Below are 18787 nucleotides of genomic sequence, written 5' to 3' on the forward strand. Positions count from 1 at the left end.
CCAGCAGAGAGTGCGCTGCGAAATATCAGCACTCTGCATGGCTCATCCCTTCTGCAATGGTCTCCCCACGCCCGATGGCATAGTAGGAAAAACCCAGCCCCTTCATCTTGAGCGGATCGTAGAGATTGCGACCATCGACGATGAGGGGGTGCGCCAGCATCTTCCTGATCTGGGCAAAATCGGGCGCCTTGAACTCGTTCCACTCGGTACAGATGACCAACGCATCCGCCCCCGCCAGCGCCGCCTCCCTGGTCCCCATCAGCGACAGCTCGGGCTGGCAACCATAGATACGCTGGGCCTCCTTCATCGCCACCGGATCGAAGGCCTGCACCCGCGCCCCCTCCTGCCACAGCGCCTCCATCAGCACCCGACTCGGCGCTTCGCGCATGTCATCGGTATTGGGCTTGAAGGCGAGTCCCCAGATGGCAATGGTCTTGCCTACCAGCGACTCGCCCTGCTCGTGAAAGTGGCAGGCTAGGGTGTCGAAGAGCTTGAACTTCTGCCGCTCGTTGACCCGCTCCACCGCACGAATAAGCGGCGTGTCGTAGTCGAGGGCCGCTGCAGTCGCCAGAAATGCCCTCACATCCTTGGGGAAACAGGACCCGCCATAACCACAACCGGGATAGATAAACTGGTAGCCGATACGCTGGTCGGCACCAATCCCCTGCCGCACCAGCTCGATATCCGCACCGACCCGCTCGGCCAGTCCAGCCATCTCGTTGATAAAGCTGATCTTGGTGGCCAGCATGCAGTTGGCGGCATACTTGGTCAGCTCGGCACTGCGAACATCCATAAACAGAATGCGGTCGTGATTGCGATTGAATGGCTCATACAACTCACGCATGACGGCTCTGGAGCGCTCCTTACCGGTGCCGATGACGATGCGATCCGGACGCTGGCAATCACGGACGGCCGCCCCCTCTTTGAGAAACTCGGGATTGGAGACCACATCGAACTCGAACTGCTTGCCAAGCTCGGCCTGCTGCTCCATGACCCAGTGGAATACCTTGTCTGCCGTACCGACCGGCACGGTGGATTTGTTGACGATGATCACCTCATCTGAACGATGCTGGGCAATCGATCTCGCCACCGCCCTGACGGCGCTCAGATCGGCCGAACCATCCTCATCAGGGGGCGTACCGACGGCGATAAATTGCACGTCACCGTGGGTAACCGCCATGGGAATATCCGTGGTGAATGTCAGCGAGCCATTTTGCAATGTCTGGTGTAATAACACATCCAGTCCCGGCTCATATATTGGTAATTCGCCATGGGATAATTTATTTATTTTATCTGCATCAAGATCGATACAGACAACTTGATGTCCCACGTCAGCCAATACAATTGCCTGTACCAGTCCAACATAACCACTGCCAAATACTGTGATATTCATAACAACCTTCCCATAATGCGTAATGATGGAAACTTTACATCCTTTACCCAATTGCACTATGGGCAATTTGTAACAAGCAGTGTCAATTTGAACGACAACCAACCCGTTCAGCAACAGCTGATAATTCTGGTTGTGAACCCAGGCAAATGGCTAAACACCAACCCAAAACAAAACCAAGCAATTTTTTGTTACGAGATATTTCCATATTAACTTACATCACCAAAGCGGCAGTAATTGTTACCAAGTGTTGCTGTGCGCTTGAATAAAAACTCGTTATTCAGCTACTTTCAAAATATATCGAGCAATCTCGACACTTTCCCCAGGCATATTTCCAGTGAAAATCGGTAATGCCGATTTTCATCGTCATTTTATTTTTTGCGACATTAAGACCGGAGTCGTATGAAAGACTTTCTGCCATTCTCAAAGCCTGCCATGGGCGAGGCCGAGATCCGTGCCGTCAGCGAGGTGCTGCAATCGGGATGGATCACCACGGGTCCGAAAAATCATGAGCTGGAGCAGCGTTTCTGCGAGACCTTTGGCTGCCAGCATGCGGTCGCGCTCTGCTCCGCGACCGCGGGCATGCATGTCACCCTGATGGCGCTGGGGATTGGCCCGGGTGACGAGGTGATCACCCCCTCCCAGACCTGGGTCTCCACCATCAACATCATCACCCTGCTGGGGGCCACCCCGGTCTTTGTCGATGTGGACAGGAATACTCTGATGGTCAGCGCCGACCAGATAGAACCGCTCATCACTCCCAACACCCGGGCCATCATCCCGGTCCACTACGCAGGGGCACCGGTTGACCTCGACCCCATCCTCGCCCTGGGTCGCCAGCACGATATTCCAGTTATCGAAGATGCCGCCCATGCAGTCGGCACCCGCTATCGCGCGCGCTGGGTCGGGGAAACCGGCACCGCCATCTTCTCCTTCCACGCCATCAAAAATCTTACCTGTGCCGAGGGAGGCATGCTGGTGACCGATGACCAGGTGCTGGCCGACAAGGCTCGCATGCTGAAATTCCACGGCCTGGGGGTCGATGCCTTCGACCGCATGACGCTGGGACGCAAGCCGCAGGCGGAGGTGCTGATGCCGGGCTTCAAATACAACCTGGCCGACATCAACGCCGCCATCGCTCTGGTGCAGCTGGCCCGACTGCCCGAGCTCAATGCCAAGCGGGTCGAGCTGGTGTCTCGCTACCATGAACGTCTGGCCAACCTGCCGCTGGCACCGCTTGCCATTCCCACCTACCCCCATCTGCATGCCTGGCACCTCTTCATGGTGCGGGTCGACCCCGAGCAGTGCGGCCTCAATCGCGATCAGCTGATGCAGGCGCTACAGGAGCGAGGCATTGGTAGTGGCCTGCATTTTCGCGCTGCACACACCCAGAAGTACTACCGGGAGCGCTATCCGGATCTTTCGCTACCCAACACAGAGTGGAACTCGTCACGGCTCTGCACCCTGCCCCTCTTCCCCGACATGACGCTCTCCGACGTGGATCGGGTCGTGGCAGCCCTGACCGACATACTGGAGTAACAATACGTGAACCATAACGACATCAAACGGGTCTCAGTCATCATCCCCATCTACAACGAGGAGGCGAGCCTGCCGGAACTGCTGCAACGGGTGACCGACACCTGCGAGCAGCTGAGCCAGGATTACGAAGTGATCCTGATCGACGACGGCAGCAATGACCGATCCGCCACCATCATCAGCGAAGCCGCCAATCGTGAAGGGAGCAAGCTGGTCGCCGTGCTGCTCAACCGCAACTATGGTCAGCATGCCGCCATCATGGCGGGCTTCGAGACGGCAACTGGGGATCTGGTGATCACTCTGGATGCGGATCTGCAGAACCCGCCGGAAGAGATCCCGCGGCTGGTCGCCACCGCCATGGAAGGGTATGACGTGGTCGGCACCATCCGCCGAAACCGGCAGGATTCATGGTTTCGCAAGACGGCCTCGCGCTTTATCAACAAGTCGGTACAAAAGGCGACCGGCGTCCAGATGAGCGACTACGGCTGCATGCTGCGCGCCTATCGCCGCCACATCATCGACGCCATGCTCTGCTGTCAGGAGCGCAGCACCTTCATCCCCATCCTGGCCAACAGCTTTGCCCGCCGTACCACAGAGCTGGAGGTGGGCCACGCCGAGCGGGCCCACGGCGAATCCAAATACGGCCTGATGCACCTTATCAACCTGATGTACGACCTGGTCACCTGCATGACCACGGCCCCGCTACGCCTGCTCAGCATCGTCGGCAGCGTGGTGGCGGGGATCGGCTTCATCTTCTCGATCCTGCTGCTGCTGCTGCGCCTGTTACTGGGTGCCGACTGGGCAGCAGATGGAGTCTTCACCCTGTTTGCCATTCTCTTCACCTTTGTCGGCGTACAGCTGATCGGGATGGGACTGCTGGGTGAGTACATAGGCCGAATGTATACCGATGTGCGCGCCCGTCCCCGCTACTTCATTCACCAAATCGTTCGCTCCACCTCGGATGCTTCGCAACAGGAAACTCAATCATGAACGTTGTCGTCTTTGCCTATCACGATATCGGCTGCACCGGTATCGAGTCCCTGCTTCAGGCCGGCTACCAGATCCAGGCGGTCTTTACCCATGCCGACGATCCGGGCGAGAACCGCTTCTTCGACTCGGTCGCCCAACTCTGTGCCGATCACGACCTGCCGGTCTTCTCTCCCGAAGATGTGAACCATCCGCTCTGGATTGAGCGCATTCGCGAGCTGGCACCGGAGGCCATCTTCTCCTTCTACTACCGCAACATGCTCAAGCAGGAGATCCTCGATATCCCAACCGTCGGGGCCTTCAACCTGCACGGCTCCCTGCTGCCAGCCTATCGCGGCCGCGCCCCCATCAACTGGTGTCTGGTCAACGGCGAGACCGAGACCGGCATGACCCTGCACCGGATGACGGCCCGTGCCGATGCCGGCGATATCCTTGCCCGGCAGGCAGTAACCATTGCCCACGATGACACCGCACTCACCCTGCATGGCAAGATGCGCCAGGCTGCCCGCGCCCTGCTCGAAGGGGAGCTGGTCAAACTCAAGCGCGGGGACGCCACCTTCACCCCGCAGGACGAGAGCAAGGCGAGCTACTATGGTCGCCGTACCCCGGCCGATGGCGAGCTGCGCTGGGATAAGCCCGCCAGCGATCTCTACAACCTGGTACGCGCCGTCACCCAGCCCTACCCGGGCGCCTTCAGCTTCGCCGGTGATCGCAAGCTGACGGTCTGGCAGGCGAAGCCACTGGCGATCCAGAGCGACCTGCAGCCAGGCACCATTCTCTCCCACGACCCGCTGCGGGTGGCCTGTGGTGAGGGGGTGCTGGAGATCCTGACCGGCCAGGCCGAAGGGGGACTTTATGTACGCGGTGCCCAACTTGCCCGCGAACTGGGGCTGGTCGAAGGAATGAAGATAGGCGCCAAGGCGAGCAATGCCCTGCGCAAGGCGCGCCTGACCCGGGTGCTGATCCTCGGCGTCAACGGCTTTATCGGCAACCACCTCACCGAGCGTCTGCTCAAGGATGGCGGCTACGAAGTGTATGGCCTCGACATCGGCTCCAGCGCCGTGGATCGCTTCATCGGCCACCCCAACTTCCACTTCGTGGAGGGGGACATCAGCATTCATACCGAGTGGATCGAGTATCACATCAAGAAGTGCGACGTGATCTTGCCGCTGGTGGCCATCGCCACCCCCATCGAGTACACCCGCAACCCGCTGCGGGTGTTCGAGCTCGATTTCGAGGAGAACCTCAAGATCGTCCGCTACTGCGTCAAGTACAACAAGCGCATCATCTTCCCCTCCACCTCCGAGGTGTACGGGATGTGTGACGATCACAGCTTCGACGAGGATGAATCCCGCCTCATCGTCGGCCCCATCAACAAGCAACGCTGGATCTACTCCGTCTCCAAACAGCTGCTGGATCGGGTCATCTGGGCCTACGGCAAGAAAGAGGGGCTCAACTTCACCCTGTTCCGCCCCTTCAACTGGATGGGGCCGCGCCTCGACAGTCTGGACTCTGCCCGCATCGGCAGCTCTCGCGCCATTACTCAGCTCATTCTCAATCTGGTGGACGGTACCCCGATCCAGCTGGTGGATGGCGGCGCCCAGAAGCGCTGCTTCACCGATATCGAGGATGGCATCGAAGCCCTGTTCCGCATCGTCGAGAACAAAAACGATCGCTGCAACGGCCAGATCATCAACATCGGCAACCCGGACAACGAGGCGAGCATTCGCGAGATGGCGGAGGTGCTGCTCGCCAAGTTCGATGCCCACCCGCTGCGCGACCACTTCCCGCCGTTCGCCGGCTTCAAGCTGGTGGAGAGCAAGTCCTTCTACGGCGACGGCTATCAGGATGTCTCCCACCGTCGTCCGAGCATCCGCAATGCCCGCAAGCTGATCGACTGGGAACCGACCATCGAGATGGAAGAGACCATCGGCAAGACGCTGGACTTCTTCCTGCAAGGGGCGGTCACCACAGGAGTCGAGCATGACTGAAGTGGGTCTGCGGATCGACGTCGATACCTTCAGGGGGACCCGTGACGGGGTGCCCCGCCTGCTGCAACTGCTCGACCGGCATCAGGTGAAGGGGAGTTTTTTCTTCTCGGTCGGTCCCGACAACATGGGGCGCCACCTGTGGCGCCTGCTCAAGCCCCGCTTCCTGCTCAAGATGCTGCGTTCCAACGCAGCATCCCTGTATGGGCTCGATATCCTGCTGGCCGGCACCGCCTGGCCCGGCAAGCCTATCGGCAGAGAGCTGGGTTCCCTGATGCGCGACACCGACAGCGCCCGCCACGAGGTGGGGCTGCACGCCTGGGATCACCACGGCTGGCAGGCCAACACCGGTCGCTGGAACGAGGCCGAGCTGATCCGCCAGACCCGGCTCGGAGTCGATGCCCTGAGCGAGATCCTGGGGCACGCGGTGGATTGCTCCGCCGCCGCCGGCTGGCGGGCCGATCCGCTCACCACCCAAGCCAAGGAGCAGTTCGGCTTTCGCTACAACAGCGACTGCCGCGGCTGCGGCCTGTTCCGCCCCATTCTGGAGGATGGACGGCCCGGCACCCCGCAGATCCCGGTCAACCTGCCCACCTTCGACGAGGTGGTGGGGCATCAGGTGACGGTCGACGGTTTCAACCATTTCCTGCTGGAGCAGCTGAGCGCGACACCGCAACCGGGACCCCATGTCTACACCATCCACGCCGAGGTGGAGGGGATCGTCATGGCGGATCAGTTCGATGCCCTGCTCGGTGAGGCCAAAGCGCGTGGTATCCGCTTCGTCCCCCTTGGCGAGCTGCTCCCGTCCGACCCGACTCAACTGCCGACCGGTCATCTGCTGCGCGGCACCCTGCCGGGACGCGAAGGGTGGCTCGGCTGCAAGGCAGCCCCATGAACCCGCTCACCAGATTGCAACCGAGGATCTCATGAAGATGACCCGATGGGCCCTGCCCCTTTTCTTTCTGCTCTTTTACCTGCTGCCGCTCAACCAGCGGATGCTGTGGAGCCCGGACGAAAACCGTTACGCCGAAATCAGCCGGGAGATGCTCACCACGGGTGACTGGGTGGTGCCCCACTTCCTCGGCCTGCGCTACTTCGAGAAACCCATCGCCGGTTACTGGTTCAACAGCCTCAGCCAGCTGATGTTCGGCGAGAGCAACTTTGCCGTCCGCTTCGCCTCAGCCGCCTCGACCGGGCTGAGCGCGTTGCTGGTCTTCTGGTTTACCCTCCAGCTCTGGCAGTGCCGGCGCAAGGCGTGGTTCGCCAGCCTCATCTATCTCTCGACCCTGATTGTCTACGGCATCGGCACCTACAGTGTGCTGGATGCCATGGTGACCCTCTGGCTCAACGCCGCCATGGTGAGCTTCTACCTCATCCGGCAGGAGGGGCCACCCGGTCGCAGGATGGCGGGCTATCTGCTATTTGGTCTCGCCTGCGGTATGGGTTTCCTCACCAAGGGCTTTATCGCGCTGGCGGTGCCGGTAATCGTACTTGTCCCATATATGCTGACCCAGGGACGCCTGCTCGAGCTGGTGCGCTTCGGGCCGCTGGCCATCCTGAGCGCCGCCCTGCTGGCCGCCCCCTGGGCCATCGCCATTCATCAGCGGGAGCCGGACTACTGGCACTACTTCTTCTGGATTGAGCACATCCAGCGTTTCGCCTCGGAAGATGCCCAACACAAATCCCCCTTCTGGTACTACCTGCCGATGGGACTGCTCGGCACCCTGCCCTGGCTGGGACTACTGCCGGGAGCATTCCGACAAGGGTGGCAGGAGCGCAAGGTAGGTCCGCAGACTCTCTATTTGCTGGCCTGGCTGGTACTGCCCTTCATCTTCTTCAGCATCGCCAAGGGCAAGCTGCTCACCTATATTCTGCCCTGCTTCGCCCCGCTGGCCATCCTGCTCGCCAACAGCGCGGTCAATGCCCTGAAGGAGGGACGGGATCAGCCATTTCGCCTCAACGCCTGGATCAACGGCCTGTTTGGCCTGATCTGCGTGGGAGTGCTGGCGGTACTGGCCTTCTCGCCGCAACATGCGGTCTACGGCCGCCACGAGATGGGCAAGCTGGCCATCGCCATGGCCATCTTCGTCGGCTGGTCGCTGCTTGGCTTTATCCAGCTGGTAGCCCCCGCCCGTAGCTGGCAGCTGAGTGCATTCTGTCCCATGGTGCTGGCCATCGCCCTGCCGCTGGCGCTGCCGTTATCGCTGGTGGACTCCAAACTGCCGGAGCACTTCATCAAGGCCAACCGGGAGATCCTGATGGAGTCCCACACCCTGCTGGCCAACGAGGTGGGTACCGCCTCCTCCATCGCCTGGGAGACCAAACGCAGCGAGGTCAACCTGCTCGATAGCATGGGTGAGCTGAGATATGGCCTTGACTATCCCGATGGCAAGGGGCGCTACATCACGCAAGAGGAGTTCCCGAACTGGCTGGCACAGGCACGCAAGAAGGGGCAGTTAGCCCTGTTGCTGCGCACCAATGATGACGAGGAGATCGCTGCGCTGCCTCCGGCAGACCAGACCATCCGCAGTCACCGCTTCACTCTGCTCGTCTACCACGGGAGTCGCTGATGGATATCCTGCTCCTCCTGCTGGTCAGCCTCCTCACCAGTGCGGGACAGATGCTGCAAAAGCAGGCGGTCATCAGCTGGCAACGCACACCGCACGACCACTGGCAGAAGCTCGCTTCCCCCTGGTTGCTGGGGAGCGTTGCAGCCCTTGGCAGCGGTATGCTGCTCTGGATCTACCTGCTACAGCGGCTGCCACTGAGCATGGCCTACCCCATGCTCAGCCTCAATCTGGTGCTGGTGATGCTCGGCTCGCGCCTCTTTTTCCGCGAGCCGGTGAGCAACCGCAACTGGCTGGGGGCTGCCGCCATCATCGTCGGCGCCCTGTTGTTGGGAGGTCTGCTATGAAGGGTTATCTCTACGTACTGGGCAGCATAGTGCTGGTGACGGTGGCGCAACTCTGCATGAAGTGGGGGGCAATCAGCCTCCCTGAGTGGCAAGCCGATCCCGCCGTGATGCTGGCTCACCCCCTGCCGCTCCTCACCATCGCCATCGGCATCCTCTGCTACGGGCTGTCGCTGCTCTGCTGGCTGGCGGCGCTGCACTCGACGCCGCTCAATATCGCCTACCCGCTGCTCAGCACCAGTTACGGGCTGGTCTATCTGCTGGCGGTGAGCATGCCGGCCTTTGCCGAACCGCTGGTGGCGAGCAAGGCGGCAGGCGTTGCGCTTATCTTCTTCGGCGCAGTGCTGGTCGGCAGCAAACCTGCGGCAAGCAAGCCGGAGCGGCAGACTCCCCCTGCCGGTTCCTGACAAAGGGCAAGGTTAAGCGAAAAAAGAGGCGGCACCCTGTGCCGCCTCTTGCCACTGTCAGGTTGGCCTGCCCCCCTTTATTTGGCGACGTTACCCGCCACGTTCAGGGCATCCCAGGTGCGGGAGAAGGGGGGCGCGTAAGCAAAGTCCAGCATGCCGAGCTGCTCGGTAGTCACCCCCATGGTGATGGCGACCGCCAGCGCGTCGATGCGGTGGACCGCCCCCTTGCGACCGAGGATCTGACCACCCAGCAGCCGCTTGCTGCCCGCCTCATAGACCAGCTTGACGTGGATGTCTGACTGACCAGGGCAGTAGTTGGTGTGGCACTTGTCCTTGATCACCACGGTGCGGTAATCGATGCCCATCGCCTTGGCTTCCTGCTCGGAGAGGCCGGTACGGCCCACCTCCAGCCCCAGCACCTTAAGCGCGGCAGAGCCGAGGGTGCCCGGGAACTCCTGCTCAGCCCCGGCCAGGTTCTCACCCACCATACGACCCAGCTTGTTGGCGATAGTGGCGAGCGGCACATAGACCTGCTGCTGCTTCACGCTGTGCCAGACGCTGGCACAGTCACCGGCCGACCAGACATTGGCCAGCGAGCTGCGTCCCTGACGATCCACCTTGATGGCGCCGTTGCCGAGCCGCTCGATACCGGTATCGGCCAGAAACTCGGTGTTGGGCTTGACCCCGGTGCAGACCACCACGATATCGGCCTCGTACTCACCCTGGCTGGTGCGCACGCCGGTCACCCGGCTATCCCCCAGCAGCGCTTCAACTCGCTCACCCAGATGGAGAGAGACCCCCTGCTCGCGCAGTTCGGTTTCGATGTGCTGGGTGATCTCGCCATCAAACGCGTCGGGGATGACCCGATCCGCCAGCTCGATAAGACGCACCTCTTTGCCTTGATGGACCAGCGCCTCGACCACCTCCAGCCCGATAAAGCCGGAGCCGATCACCACGGCGCGGCGATTGTTCTTGTCTTGTACCGCAGCCTTCAGCGCCAGTCCGTCGGCCATCCGGCGCAGACCGAATACCCCTTGCTGCTGCAAACCGGGGATGGGAGGCATCACTTCACGGGCACCGGTGGCGATCATCAGCCGATCGTAGCGATCGGTGAAGGTGTCGCCGTTATGCTCCACCACCAGGGTCTGAGCAGTTGCATCAACGCTCAGCACCCGATGGCCAATCTTGACCTCGATCCCCTTGGCGGCGAACTGCTCGGGGGTGAACTCGGCCATGTAACCGGGCTCCTGAAACTCGTCACCGACGAAGTAAGGCAGGCCGCAGGCACCGAAAGAGATCACCTCGGAGGCCTCATACACCACGATTTCGGCATCGATGGCCAGACGGCGTGCCTTGGCGGCCGCGCTCATACCGGCGGCTTCGCCACCGATGATCAGAATTCTCATAGTTTTTCCTCTCAATGGCGCAGGGAGGGCATGCCCTCCCTGCGGTCTATGACGGGAAAGAGTCGCCCCTTCCCACGTCCAGATCAACCGATAGCAAATCAGACGGTGGACTCTTCGCCGTCCAGACTCACTTCGTGATCGCTGTTGAACACATGCATGTCAGTCTCCCCCAGCAGGCGGCTGGTCACCGTCCCTGCGGTGATGGAGCCGGAGACGTTGAGCGCGGTACGACCCATGTCGATCAGCGGCTCGATGGAGATGAGCAGCCCGGCCAGCGCCACCGGGAAGTCCAGCGCAGAGAGCACGATCAGCGCGGCAAAAGTGGCGCCACCGCCAATCCCGGCCACCCCGAAGGAGCTGACGGTGATGATGGCGATCAGGGTCATGATGAAGCCCGGCTCCATGGGGTTGACCCCGACGGTCGGCGCAATCATGACCGCCAACATGGCCGGATAGATGCCGGCGCAGCCGTTCTGGCCGATGGTGGAACCGAAGGAGGCAGCGAAGTTGGCGATCCCCTCAGGAATACCCAGCGACTTGGTCTGGGTCTGCACGTTCATCGGAATCGAGCCCGCACTGGTGCGCGAGGTGAAGGCAAACGCCAGCACCGGAGTGATCTTCTTGAGGAAGCGCAACGGGTTGATGCCGACCATGCTCACCAGCAGCAGGTGCACAGCAAACATGATGGCGATGGCACCGTAAGAGGCCATCACAAAGCTGAGCAGGTTGAGAATATCCGCATAGTTGGAGCCGGAGACCACCTTGGTCATCAGGGCCAGCACACCGAACGGGGTCAGGCGCAGCACCAGGGTCACCATTCGCATTACGATGGCATGAGCCACGGCCACGAAGTGGCTGAAGCTGGCGAAGATCTCCGGCTTCTTGCGGGCGATGCCGGTAGCGGAGAGGCCAATGAAGATGGAGAAGATCACCACGGCGATGGTGGAGGTCTTGCGCGCCCCGGTCATGTCGAGGAAGGGGTTGGCGGGAATGAACTCCAGCATCATCTTGGCGAAAGACATGCTCTCGACGCTGCCGAGGGTGGTCTGCAGCGCGGCGCCCCGGGCGCTCTCGGCGGCCCCGGAGGTGAGCCCTTCAGCGGTCAGGCCAAACAGGTTGGACATCAGGATGCCCGCCCCGGCGGCGATGGCGGTGGTGAAGATCAGCACGCCTATGGTCATGGCGCTGATCTTGCCCAGCGCGGTGCCACCATTGAGCTTCAAGATAGCGCTGATGATGGAGACCATGATGAGCGGGATGATGATCATCTGCAGCAGCTTCACATAGCCGCTACCGACGATATCGAGATAGTCGATGGTCTGGCCAATCACCGCAGAACCCGCTCCGTAGAGCAGCTGCAGGGCGGCGCCGAACAGAATACCGAGCCCCAGACCGGCAAATACCCGGCGGGTGAAGCTCACATGTTTTTCCTGTAACCGGTAGAGAAAGAACAGCAAGATGGCGGCGATGGCCAGATTGCCGATAACGCTAAATGTCATGGTATGACTCCCCAAAAAGCGGGCTTGCGCCCGAGAAACAAGAGCAAGCGCCATGCTTGCCCTGGCAACCGTGTCAGACGGTCTGCGCCATCGTGACAAGAACAAGGGGGTCTATCGCCCCCTTGTCACAGATTCACTGCTTCTGCTGTTTCGCTCGCATGATGTTGATGATCTCGATGTCGGTATCCAGCATCCCCTCTTTGGAGAGGCGGCCCAGATTGGCGATGGTCTGGTCTACATCGTCGGAGACGATCCCCTCGCTCTGGGGGACATGCAGGTTGTTGATGGCCATCAGCGAAGACTTAACCGCCGCCGAGGTGGATGTGGAGACCTTCATGGAGCAGGCGCTGCCCGCGCCGTCGCAGATGATGCCGGAGACATCGCCAATCATGTTGTTGATGCAGTGGCTGATCTGCTGATACTGGCCGCCCAGCAGCCAGGTGATGGCGGCACCGGCCCCCATGGCGGCGGTACTGGCGGCGCAGAGGGCAGACAGCTTGTTCTGATAGGTCTTGATGTAGATGGCCACCAGATGGCTCATCACCAGCGCCCGGGTCAGCTGCTCGTCGCTCGCCTTGAGGAAGCGGGCGGCCGCGACCACCGGCATGGTGGCGGCAATGCCCTGATTGCCGGAACCAGAGTTGGACATGGCGGGCAGCATGGCGCCATCCATCCGTGCATCGGAGGCAGCAGAGGAGAGGCGCATCGCCAGCGTCATCAGGTCATCGGAGAGCAGCTTGCGCTCCACCTGCTCGGTAAGGATCTTGCCAATCTTCAGGCCGTAACCCTGCAACCCTTCGTCCGCCAGCGCCTGATTCATGGTGGCGGCCTCGCGGATAAAGTCGATCTCCGCCAGCGGCACTTCCAATGCAAAATCGACGATCTCCCGCAGGGTCATGGCCGGTTTGGCGGATTTGGCTGGCTGGATCTGCACGCCGGGGGCACTGGCCTGCTCCATCAGCACCTCGCCATCCTTCTCCATCAGGATGATGCGGGTGTGGTCTGTACAGATCACCACCCGGGCACTATGACCCTCCACTTCGGCCAGCACCTCGGCGTAGAGCACATCCGGTACATCCTTCACATCCACCTTGATGACCGGCAGCAACGCCTTGGCCGCTTCCACCTGTTCTGGTGTGAGGGTCTTGAGCACCTCCAGCCCGGCATCGGGATTGCCCCCTGTGATGCCGACCGCAGCAGCCACCGGCAGACCGATCATGCCGGTGCCCGGCACCCCGACCCCCATGCCGTTCTTGAACAGATTGCCACTGACCCAGACGCTGATGCGGGTCGGGGTCTCCCCCAGCAGCTTGCGGCAGTTGGCCGCCGCCAGCGCCACCGACATCGGCTCGGTACAGCCCAGGGCCGGCACCACTTCACGCTTGAGCAGGGTAATAAAGTCGGTCCATTGTGCTTTCATCGCAGTGTTTCTCATGTTCAGGGTGCCCGCAGGCAGTTATTGCTTGTTCAGATCCGCTTTGTGATTACGGATATGCAGATAAACAGTATGACGGGAGATGCCGAGCATCCGGGCAACCAGCTGGGCCGCCTCCTTGATCTCGAAGATCCCCATGTCGAAGAGCCGGGTCACTATCTCCTTGTTGCGCACCGTGCAGGAGAGCGAATCGTCCCGATCCACCTTCTCAATCACCTGGGTCACCAGATCGTCCACCGAGCTGGCAAAGGTCTCGTTGTTGAGCGGAGCCGGTGCCGTGGGCAGCGCAAAAGTATCGAGCAGGCAGCCAAGGGAGGTATCCAGACTGAAGTTCACGCAGAGCATGCCAATGGGCTTGCCCTGCCGGTTGCTGATGGTGATGGAAGAGGACTTCATCAGCGTCCCGTCGCGGGTACGGCTGAAGTAGCTGCTCCACTGGCTGCCCGCCTCCCCCTGCAAGCGGTTGAGGGCAAAGTCGGTGACCGGCGCCCCCTCCCGACGACCGGTGACATGGCCGTTGGCAATCTTGATGACCGACGCATCCAGCGTATCGAACGCATGCAACACCACCTCGCACCCTGCGCCAAACAGCGCGGCCAGCGCCTCGACCGCGGGCTCGAAACTGGCGATCAGATGACGTTCTTCATCCGTTAACGAATTGATCTGGTCAGTGGTGGCTGCTGTGGACATATATGAGTAACTCTGAGTAAACCGCAGTTGATTCTACTATCAACAAGATCAACTAATGTTGAGCGGCATCCCCTTTTTGCTCGCCATTATGCCCACCTTTTAACAAAGTGCGACAAATTGTGAAGCGGCGCACAGCAGGGCGGCAACTCAGAGGTGATAGCGGGCCAGCAGCTGCTTGTAGGCGGGAGTCTGTTTGAATGCCTTGAGGGCAGAGGAGAAGCGGATAGCCAGCTGATCGTGGCCGGGCTTGTGGGTAAACGCGAGGAAATTGCGGTTGTCGTCGGTCAGCAGGCGCGAGCCGTGGCTCACCTGATCCTGCAGCCCCTGGGTATGCAGCAAGTAGCGACCGACCCGCTCGTTGAGCACCACCCCGTCCAGCCGACCGGCCATCATCAAATGCAGCTGTTTGATGGCATTCCCCTCCCCCGTCATCGGCATCCGGATCACCCCGGGATCGGTCAGAAAATCGGGGCTGTAGGCATAATCTTCCTGAATACCTATCCGCAGACCCTTGAGGTCGGAGAGCTGACTGAAATCCACCGGACGAACCGTCGGATAGAAGAGCACTTCACCGCTGTAAGAGAGCGGCTCTTCGGGGTAGTGGAGCCACTGCTGGCGGGAAGGTTCAAAGAAGACGTCGACTACCGCATCCCCCTGCTTGAGACGGGCTTGCTGCAGAACCCGCTTCCAGGGCAGCACCCTGATTTCAGTGCGATAACCCATCTGGCGCAACACGGTACAGGCCAGATCGAGATCGGCGCCGGCCAGCTCGCCATTGTCACCACGCATCACATAAGGGGGCCACAGTTCGGTCAGCAGCGTCAGGGTCGGCTGCTCGCTCGTCGCCACGGCCGAACCAGCACCAAACAGGGAGGCCAGCAGCCAGCCGTACCACCCGATCCTTCGCCAACCCTGACACCACATCATGGAGATCCCTCATGGTCCGTATGGATTGAGGATATACAAGGGATGGGCAATAAAAAAGGAGGCCGAAGCCTCCTTAATATCCACTCTCTGAATGGCACTTACAGTGCTTTCAGGATTGCCTCGACGCTGGCCTTGGCATCGCCAAACAGCATCTGGGTATTTTCCTTGAAGAACAGCGGGTTCTGGACACCGGCGTAGCCAGTGTTCATGGAGCGCTTGAAGCCGATGACGTTCTGCGCTTTCCACACTTCCAGCACCGGCATACCGGCGATCGGGCTGCCCGGATCTTCCATCGCGGCCGGGTTGACGGTGTCGTTGGCACCGATCACCAGCACGGTGTCGGTATCGGCGAAGTCCTCGTTGATCTCGTCCATTTCCAGCACGATGTCATACGGGACTTTCGCTTCCGCCAGCAGCACGTTCATGTGGCCAGGCAGACGACCGGCAACCGGGTGGATACCGAAGCGCACCTTGACGCCGCGGTCACGCAGCTTCTGGGTGATCTCGGCAACCGGATACTGAGCCTGTGCCACCGCCATGCCGTAGCCCGGGGTGATGATGACGGAGCTGGAGTTCTTCAGCAGGTCAGCCACTTCCTCGGCGCTGGTTTCGCGGTATTCGCCCATCTCCTGATCAGCCGTGGAGGCCACGCCATCGGAGCCGAAGCCACCGGCGATCACGGAGATGAAGGAGCGGTTCATCGCCTTACACATGATGTAAGAGAGGATCGCACCGGAGGAACCCACCAGGGCACCGGTGACGATCAGCAGGTCATTGGAGAGCATGAAGCCCGCCGCCGCCGCCGCCCAACCGGAGTAGGAGTTCAGCATGGAGACCACCACCGGCATGTCGGCGCCACCGATGGAGGCAACCAGATGCCAGCCGAAGGCGAAGGCGATCAAGGTCATCACCAGCAGGGCGAAGGTAGAGCCGCCGGCGTTGACGAAGTAGACCATCAGCGCCAGAGAGGCGACCACGGCCAGCAGGTTCAGCTTGTGGCGGTGCGGCAGCATCAGCGGCTTGGAGGAGATCAGACCGCGCAGTTTGCCGAAGGCAACCACGGAACCGGTGAAGGTCACGGCACCGATGAAGACGCCCAGGAAGATCTCGACCAGATGGATGTTCAGCATGGCGCCGGTCAGGTGCTCGACCTGGGCAACGCTGTTGGCCTGCTCGAACGCCGCACGGGCGGCTGCCAGGGTGGCATCCAGGTTGGAACCGACGGAGACGACCACCTCAGCAGGTGCAGAGGGGTGCAGATCGATGAAGCTGTTGAAGCCCACCAGCACTGCCGCCATACCCACGAAGCTGTGCAGCACGGCCACCAGCTCGGGCATCTCGGTCATCTCGACCTTGAGCGCCAGACGCACGCCGATGGCACCGCCGATCACCATGGCCAGAATGATCCAGTGAACGCCACTGGTCTCCGGGTTGAATACGGTGGCGAGCAGGGCGATAGCCATACCCGCGATACCGAACAGGTTGCCATGCTTGGCCGTTTCTTGCTTCGACAGTCCCGCGAGACTGAGGATGAAGAGCACGGCGGCAACGATATAGGATGCTGTTACCAGTCCTTGAGACACGTTAAACCCCCTTAATCCTTACGGAACATCTTCAGCATGCGCTGAGTGACGGTGAAACCGCCGAAGATGTTGATACTGGCAATCAGCACGGCGATGAACGCCAGCGCGGTGACCAGGGTCGACCCTTGCCCGATCTGCAGCAGGGCACCGACCACGATAATGCCGGAGATGGCATTGGTGACCGACATCAGCGGCGTGTGCAGGGCGTGAGAGACGTTCCACACCACGTAGTAACCGACCACACAGGCCAGGATGAATACGGTGAAGTGGGAGAGGAAGGCTGCCGGGGCAACGGAGGCGATCCAGCCGAAGGCGGCGATGCCGAGGGCACCGAACACGAACTTCTTGTTGGAAGGCTTGGCCTCTTCCTTCTTGGCGGCCGGTTTGGCGGCGGCCGGTTTCTGCGGGGCGGCAGAGACGGAGATGGCGGGCGGCGGGAAGGTCACTTCACCGGCCTGGATCACCGTCATGTTGCGCTGAACCACGTCTTCGAAGTCGATGGCAACGTTGCCGTCCTTCTCCTTGCACATCAGCTTCATCAGGTTGACCAGGTTGGTACCGTAGAGCTGGGAGGATTGGGCAGGCAGACGGCCCGGCAGATCGGTGTAACCGATCACCTTGACACCGTTGGCGGTGACATGCAGTTCACCCGGCACTGTGTATTCACAGTTGCCGCCAGCCTGAGCGGCCATGTCCACGATGACGGAGCCCGGCTTCATGCTGTCGACCATCTCTTTGGTGATCAGCTTGGGAGCCGGCTTGCCCGGGATCAGGGCGGTGGTGATGATGATATCCACCTCTTTGGCCTGCTGGGCGAACAGCTCCATCTCGGCCTTGATGAACTCATCGGACATGACTTTGGCGTAACCATCGCTGGATGCACCGTCTTCGCCACCGAAGTCCAGCTTGAGGAATTCCCCACCCATGGATTCGATCTGCTCGGCCACTTCCAGACGGGTATCGAACGCACGCACGATGGCACCGAGGGAACCGGCCGTACCGATGGCAGCCAGACCGGCTACGCCGGCACCGATCACCAGTACCTTGGCAGGCGGCACTTTACCGGCTGCGGTGATTTGACCGGTGAAGAAGCGACCGAACTGGTGCGCAGCTTCAACGACGGCGCGATAGCCACCGATGTTGGCCATGGAGGAGAGGGCATCGAGGGACTGGGCACGGGAGATCCGCGGCACCATATCCATCGCCATCACATTGATGTTGCGCTCGGACAGCTTCTTGACCAGCTCAGGGTTCTGGGCAGGCCAGATGAAGCTCACCAGAGTGGCGCCATCTTTAATTTGTGCGATCTCGGCATCGGTCGGCGCATTGACCTTGAAGATAAGGTCGGCTTGCCAGACATTCGGCACCACGCTGGCACCGGCAGCCTCGAAGGCGGCATCATCGAAGCTGGCCGACAGGCCTGCGCCGGTCTCGATGGCGACCTCGAAGCCGAGCTTTTTCAGCTGCTCGACGGTAGCCGGGGTCGCTGCGACCCGGGTCTCACCGGCGAGACTCTCTCTCGGTATTCCAATCTGCATGACTATTCCCTGATGGTTAATAAACAATCGCTGCCCAGTGTCTCACTTCTGACGAAACAAGACATGACCAAAGTGCAGGTCCAGGGCTCTTTGTTATGAAAATCAGTAGGCTTTACCTCAACCTCCTGTCATGGTCAGGCCCCCGCTTTTCAGGCGCGAAGGTGATTAGTATCAAATTTTGGAGTTTTATTACAACCGCAGTCCCGACGGCACTCGTACAGAATTCAGCCCATCCCTGGCTACGATTAAAAAAAACAAACCAAATTAGAGGCTTATACCAGTAAAAACGGCTGAAAAAAGTGATCCAACCAGTCAAAAAAAATGTTTTACCGGCCCTCTATCTTAGCGTTTTTTGTTCTTACGAAATCCGCTTTCGTCTCACTTCTCGCAGCGAAACGCCGAAAAGTAACATTTTCCCAACAAAAGCGGGACCGCTCAGCCGCCATATGGCGGGAGAGGGCCCCGACAATTCAATCGTTTCGCCCGTTTG

General features: G+C 60.5%; 15 protein-coding genes. 7 read left to right on the top strand and 8 right to left on the bottom strand.

Annotation, left to right across the window (positions count from 1 at the left end; all coding sequences use genetic code 11):
* Positions 1–25: 25 nt before the first annotated feature.
* Positions 26–1393, bottom strand: a complete 1368-nt coding sequence (locus G5149_RS10445) for a UDP-glucose dehydrogenase family protein (RefSeq protein WP_421212401.1) — start codon at positions 1391–1393, stop codon at positions 26–28.
* Between the two features lie 399 nt (positions 1394–1792).
* Here G5149_RS10445 and arnB point away from each other — a divergent pair, with 399 nt between their 5' ends.
* Genes arnB through arnF form a run of 7 tightly spaced genes read left to right on the top strand, consistent with a single transcriptional unit; the run spans position 1793 to position 9219 of the window.
* Positions 1793–2929, top strand: coding sequence for a UDP-4-amino-4-deoxy-L-arabinose aminotransferase (gene arnB / locus G5149_RS10450; protein WP_216979921.1), 1137 nt, complete (start codon positions 1793–1795; stop codon positions 2927–2929).
* Between the two features lie 6 nt (positions 2930–2935).
* Positions 2936–3916 (top strand): undecaprenyl-phosphate 4-deoxy-4-formamido-L-arabinose transferase, encoded by a 981-nt coding sequence (arnC, locus tag G5149_RS10455; RefSeq protein WP_421212402.1) that lies wholly within the window; start codon positions 2936–2938, stop codon positions 3914–3916.
* The gene (arnA, locus tag G5149_RS10460; RefSeq protein ID WP_421212403.1) at positions 3913–5904 is read left to right on the top strand and encodes a bifunctional UDP-4-amino-4-deoxy-L-arabinose formyltransferase/UDP-glucuronic acid oxidase ArnA; all 1992 of its coding nucleotides are present in this window, start codon (positions 3913–3915) and stop codon (positions 5902–5904) included. The genes arnC and arnA overlap by 4 nt, the downstream gene beginning before the upstream one ends.
* A complete protein-coding gene (gene arnD, locus G5149_RS10465) occupies positions 5897–6796 on the top strand; it encodes a 4-deoxy-4-formamido-L-arabinose-phosphoundecaprenol deformylase (protein ID WP_337073287.1) in 900 nt (299 codons plus the stop codon). Before arnA ends, arnD begins: the two co-directional genes overlap by 8 nt.
* A 31-nt stretch (positions 6797–6827) precedes the next feature.
* The gene (arnT, locus tag G5149_RS10470) at positions 6828–8471 is read left to right on the top strand and encodes a lipid IV(A) 4-amino-4-deoxy-L-arabinosyltransferase (RefSeq protein WP_421212404.1); all 1644 of its coding nucleotides are present in this window, start codon (positions 6828–6830) and stop codon (positions 8469–8471) included.
* A complete protein-coding gene (locus tag G5149_RS10475; protein WP_421212405.1) occupies positions 8471–8815 on the top strand; it encodes an EamA family transporter in 345 nt (114 codons plus the stop codon). The genes arnT and G5149_RS10475 overlap by 1 nt, the downstream gene beginning before the upstream one ends.
* Positions 8812–9219 (top strand): 4-amino-4-deoxy-L-arabinose-phosphoundecaprenol flippase subunit ArnF, encoded by a 408-nt coding sequence (gene arnF, locus G5149_RS10480; RefSeq protein WP_337073285.1) that lies wholly within the window; start codon positions 8812–8814, stop codon positions 9217–9219. The genes G5149_RS10475 and arnF overlap by 4 nt, the downstream gene beginning before the upstream one ends.
* A gap of 77 nt (positions 9220–9296) precedes the next feature.
* Here arnF and G5149_RS10485 read toward each other — a convergent pair whose 3' ends face one another.
* From G5149_RS10485 to pntA, 7 genes are all read right to left on the bottom strand, one after another.
* The gene (locus tag G5149_RS10485) at positions 9297–10625 is read right to left on the bottom strand and encodes a CoA-disulfide reductase (RefSeq protein ID WP_421212406.1); all 1329 of its coding nucleotides are present in this window, start codon (positions 10623–10625) and stop codon (positions 9297–9299) included.
* A 98-nt stretch (positions 10626–10723) separates the two neighbouring features.
* Positions 10724–12124 (bottom strand): L-cystine transporter, encoded by a 1401-nt coding sequence (locus tag G5149_RS10490; protein ID WP_337073283.1) that lies wholly within the window; start codon positions 12122–12124, stop codon positions 10724–10726.
* Between the two features lie 133 nt (positions 12125–12257).
* Positions 12258–13559: a serine dehydratase subunit alpha family protein gene (locus G5149_RS10495; RefSeq protein WP_041234985.1), complete on the bottom strand. Its 1302-nt coding sequence runs from the start codon at positions 13557–13559 to the stop codon at positions 12258–12260.
* A 21-nt stretch (positions 13560–13580) separates the two neighbouring features.
* Positions 13581–14249, bottom strand: a complete 669-nt coding sequence (locus tag G5149_RS10500; protein ID WP_158113519.1) for a helix-turn-helix transcriptional regulator — start codon at positions 14247–14249, stop codon at positions 13581–13583.
* Between the two features lie 147 nt (positions 14250–14396).
* Positions 14397–15176, bottom strand: coding sequence for a substrate-binding periplasmic protein (locus G5149_RS10505; RefSeq protein ID WP_421212407.1), 780 nt, complete (start codon positions 15174–15176; stop codon positions 14397–14399).
* A gap of 98 nt (positions 15177–15274) precedes the next feature.
* Positions 15275–16759 carry a Re/Si-specific NAD(P)(+) transhydrogenase subunit beta gene (gene pntB / locus G5149_RS10510; RefSeq protein WP_069526987.1) on the bottom strand — a complete coding sequence of 495 codons (1485 nt, stop codon included), beginning with the start codon at positions 16757–16759 and terminating at the stop codon, positions 15275–15277.
* Between the two features lie 11 nt (positions 16760–16770).
* Positions 16771–18297 carry a Re/Si-specific NAD(P)(+) transhydrogenase subunit alpha gene (gene pntA / locus G5149_RS10515; RefSeq protein ID WP_040070064.1) on the bottom strand — a complete coding sequence of 509 codons (1527 nt, stop codon included), beginning with the start codon at positions 18295–18297 and terminating at the stop codon, positions 16771–16773.
* Positions 18298–18787: the final 490 nt, after the last annotated feature.

It is taken from the genome of Aeromonas sp. 600479, assembly GCF_049175515.1.
Lineage (GTDB): Bacteria > Pseudomonadota > Gammaproteobacteria > Enterobacterales > Aeromonadaceae > Aeromonas > Aeromonas veronii_A.

Excerpts from the sequence above, each read along its gene's own strand:
- G5149_RS10445 (WP_421212401.1), bottom strand. The coding sequence starts at position 1,393 with ATGAATATCACAGTATTTGGCAGTGGTTATGTTGGACTGGTACAGGCA.
- arnB (WP_216979921.1), top strand. The coding sequence starts at position 1,793 with ATGAAAGACTTTCTGCCATTCTCAAAGCCTGCCATGGGCGAGGCCGAG.
- arnA (WP_421212403.1), top strand. The coding sequence starts at position 3,913 with ATGAACGTTGTCGTCTTTGCCTATCACGATATCGGCTGCACCGGTATC.
- arnD (WP_337073287.1), top strand. The coding sequence starts at position 5,897 with ATGACTGAAGTGGGTCTGCGGATCGACGTCGATACCTTCAGGGGGACC.
- arnT (WP_421212404.1), top strand. The coding sequence starts at position 6,828 with ATGAAGATGACCCGATGGGCCCTGCCCCTTTTCTTTCTGCTCTTTTAC.
- G5149_RS10475 (WP_421212405.1), top strand. The coding sequence starts at position 8,471 with ATGGATATCCTGCTCCTCCTGCTGGTCAGCCTCCTCACCAGTGCGGGA.
- arnF (WP_337073285.1), top strand. The coding sequence starts at position 8,812 with ATGAAGGGTTATCTCTACGTACTGGGCAGCATAGTGCTGGTGACGGTG.
- G5149_RS10485 (WP_421212406.1), bottom strand. The coding sequence starts at position 10,625 with ATGAGAATTCTGATCATCGGTGGCGAAGCCGCCGGTATGAGCGCGGCC.
- G5149_RS10490 (WP_337073283.1), bottom strand. The coding sequence starts at position 12,124 with ATGACATTTAGCGTTATCGGCAATCTGGCCATCGCCGCCATCTTGCTG.
- G5149_RS10495 (WP_041234985.1), bottom strand. The coding sequence starts at position 13,559 with ATGAGAAACACTGCGATGAAAGCACAATGGACCGACTTTATTACCCTG.
- G5149_RS10500 (WP_158113519.1), bottom strand. The coding sequence starts at position 14,249 with ATGTCCACAGCAGCCACCACTGACCAGATCAATTCGTTAACGGATGAA.
- G5149_RS10505 (WP_421212407.1), bottom strand. The coding sequence starts at position 15,176 with ATGATGTGGTGTCAGGGTTGGCGAAGGATCGGGTGGTACGGCTGGCTG.
- pntA (WP_040070064.1), bottom strand. The coding sequence starts at position 18,297 with ATGCAGATTGGAATACCGAGAGAGAGTCTCGCCGGTGAGACCCGGGTC.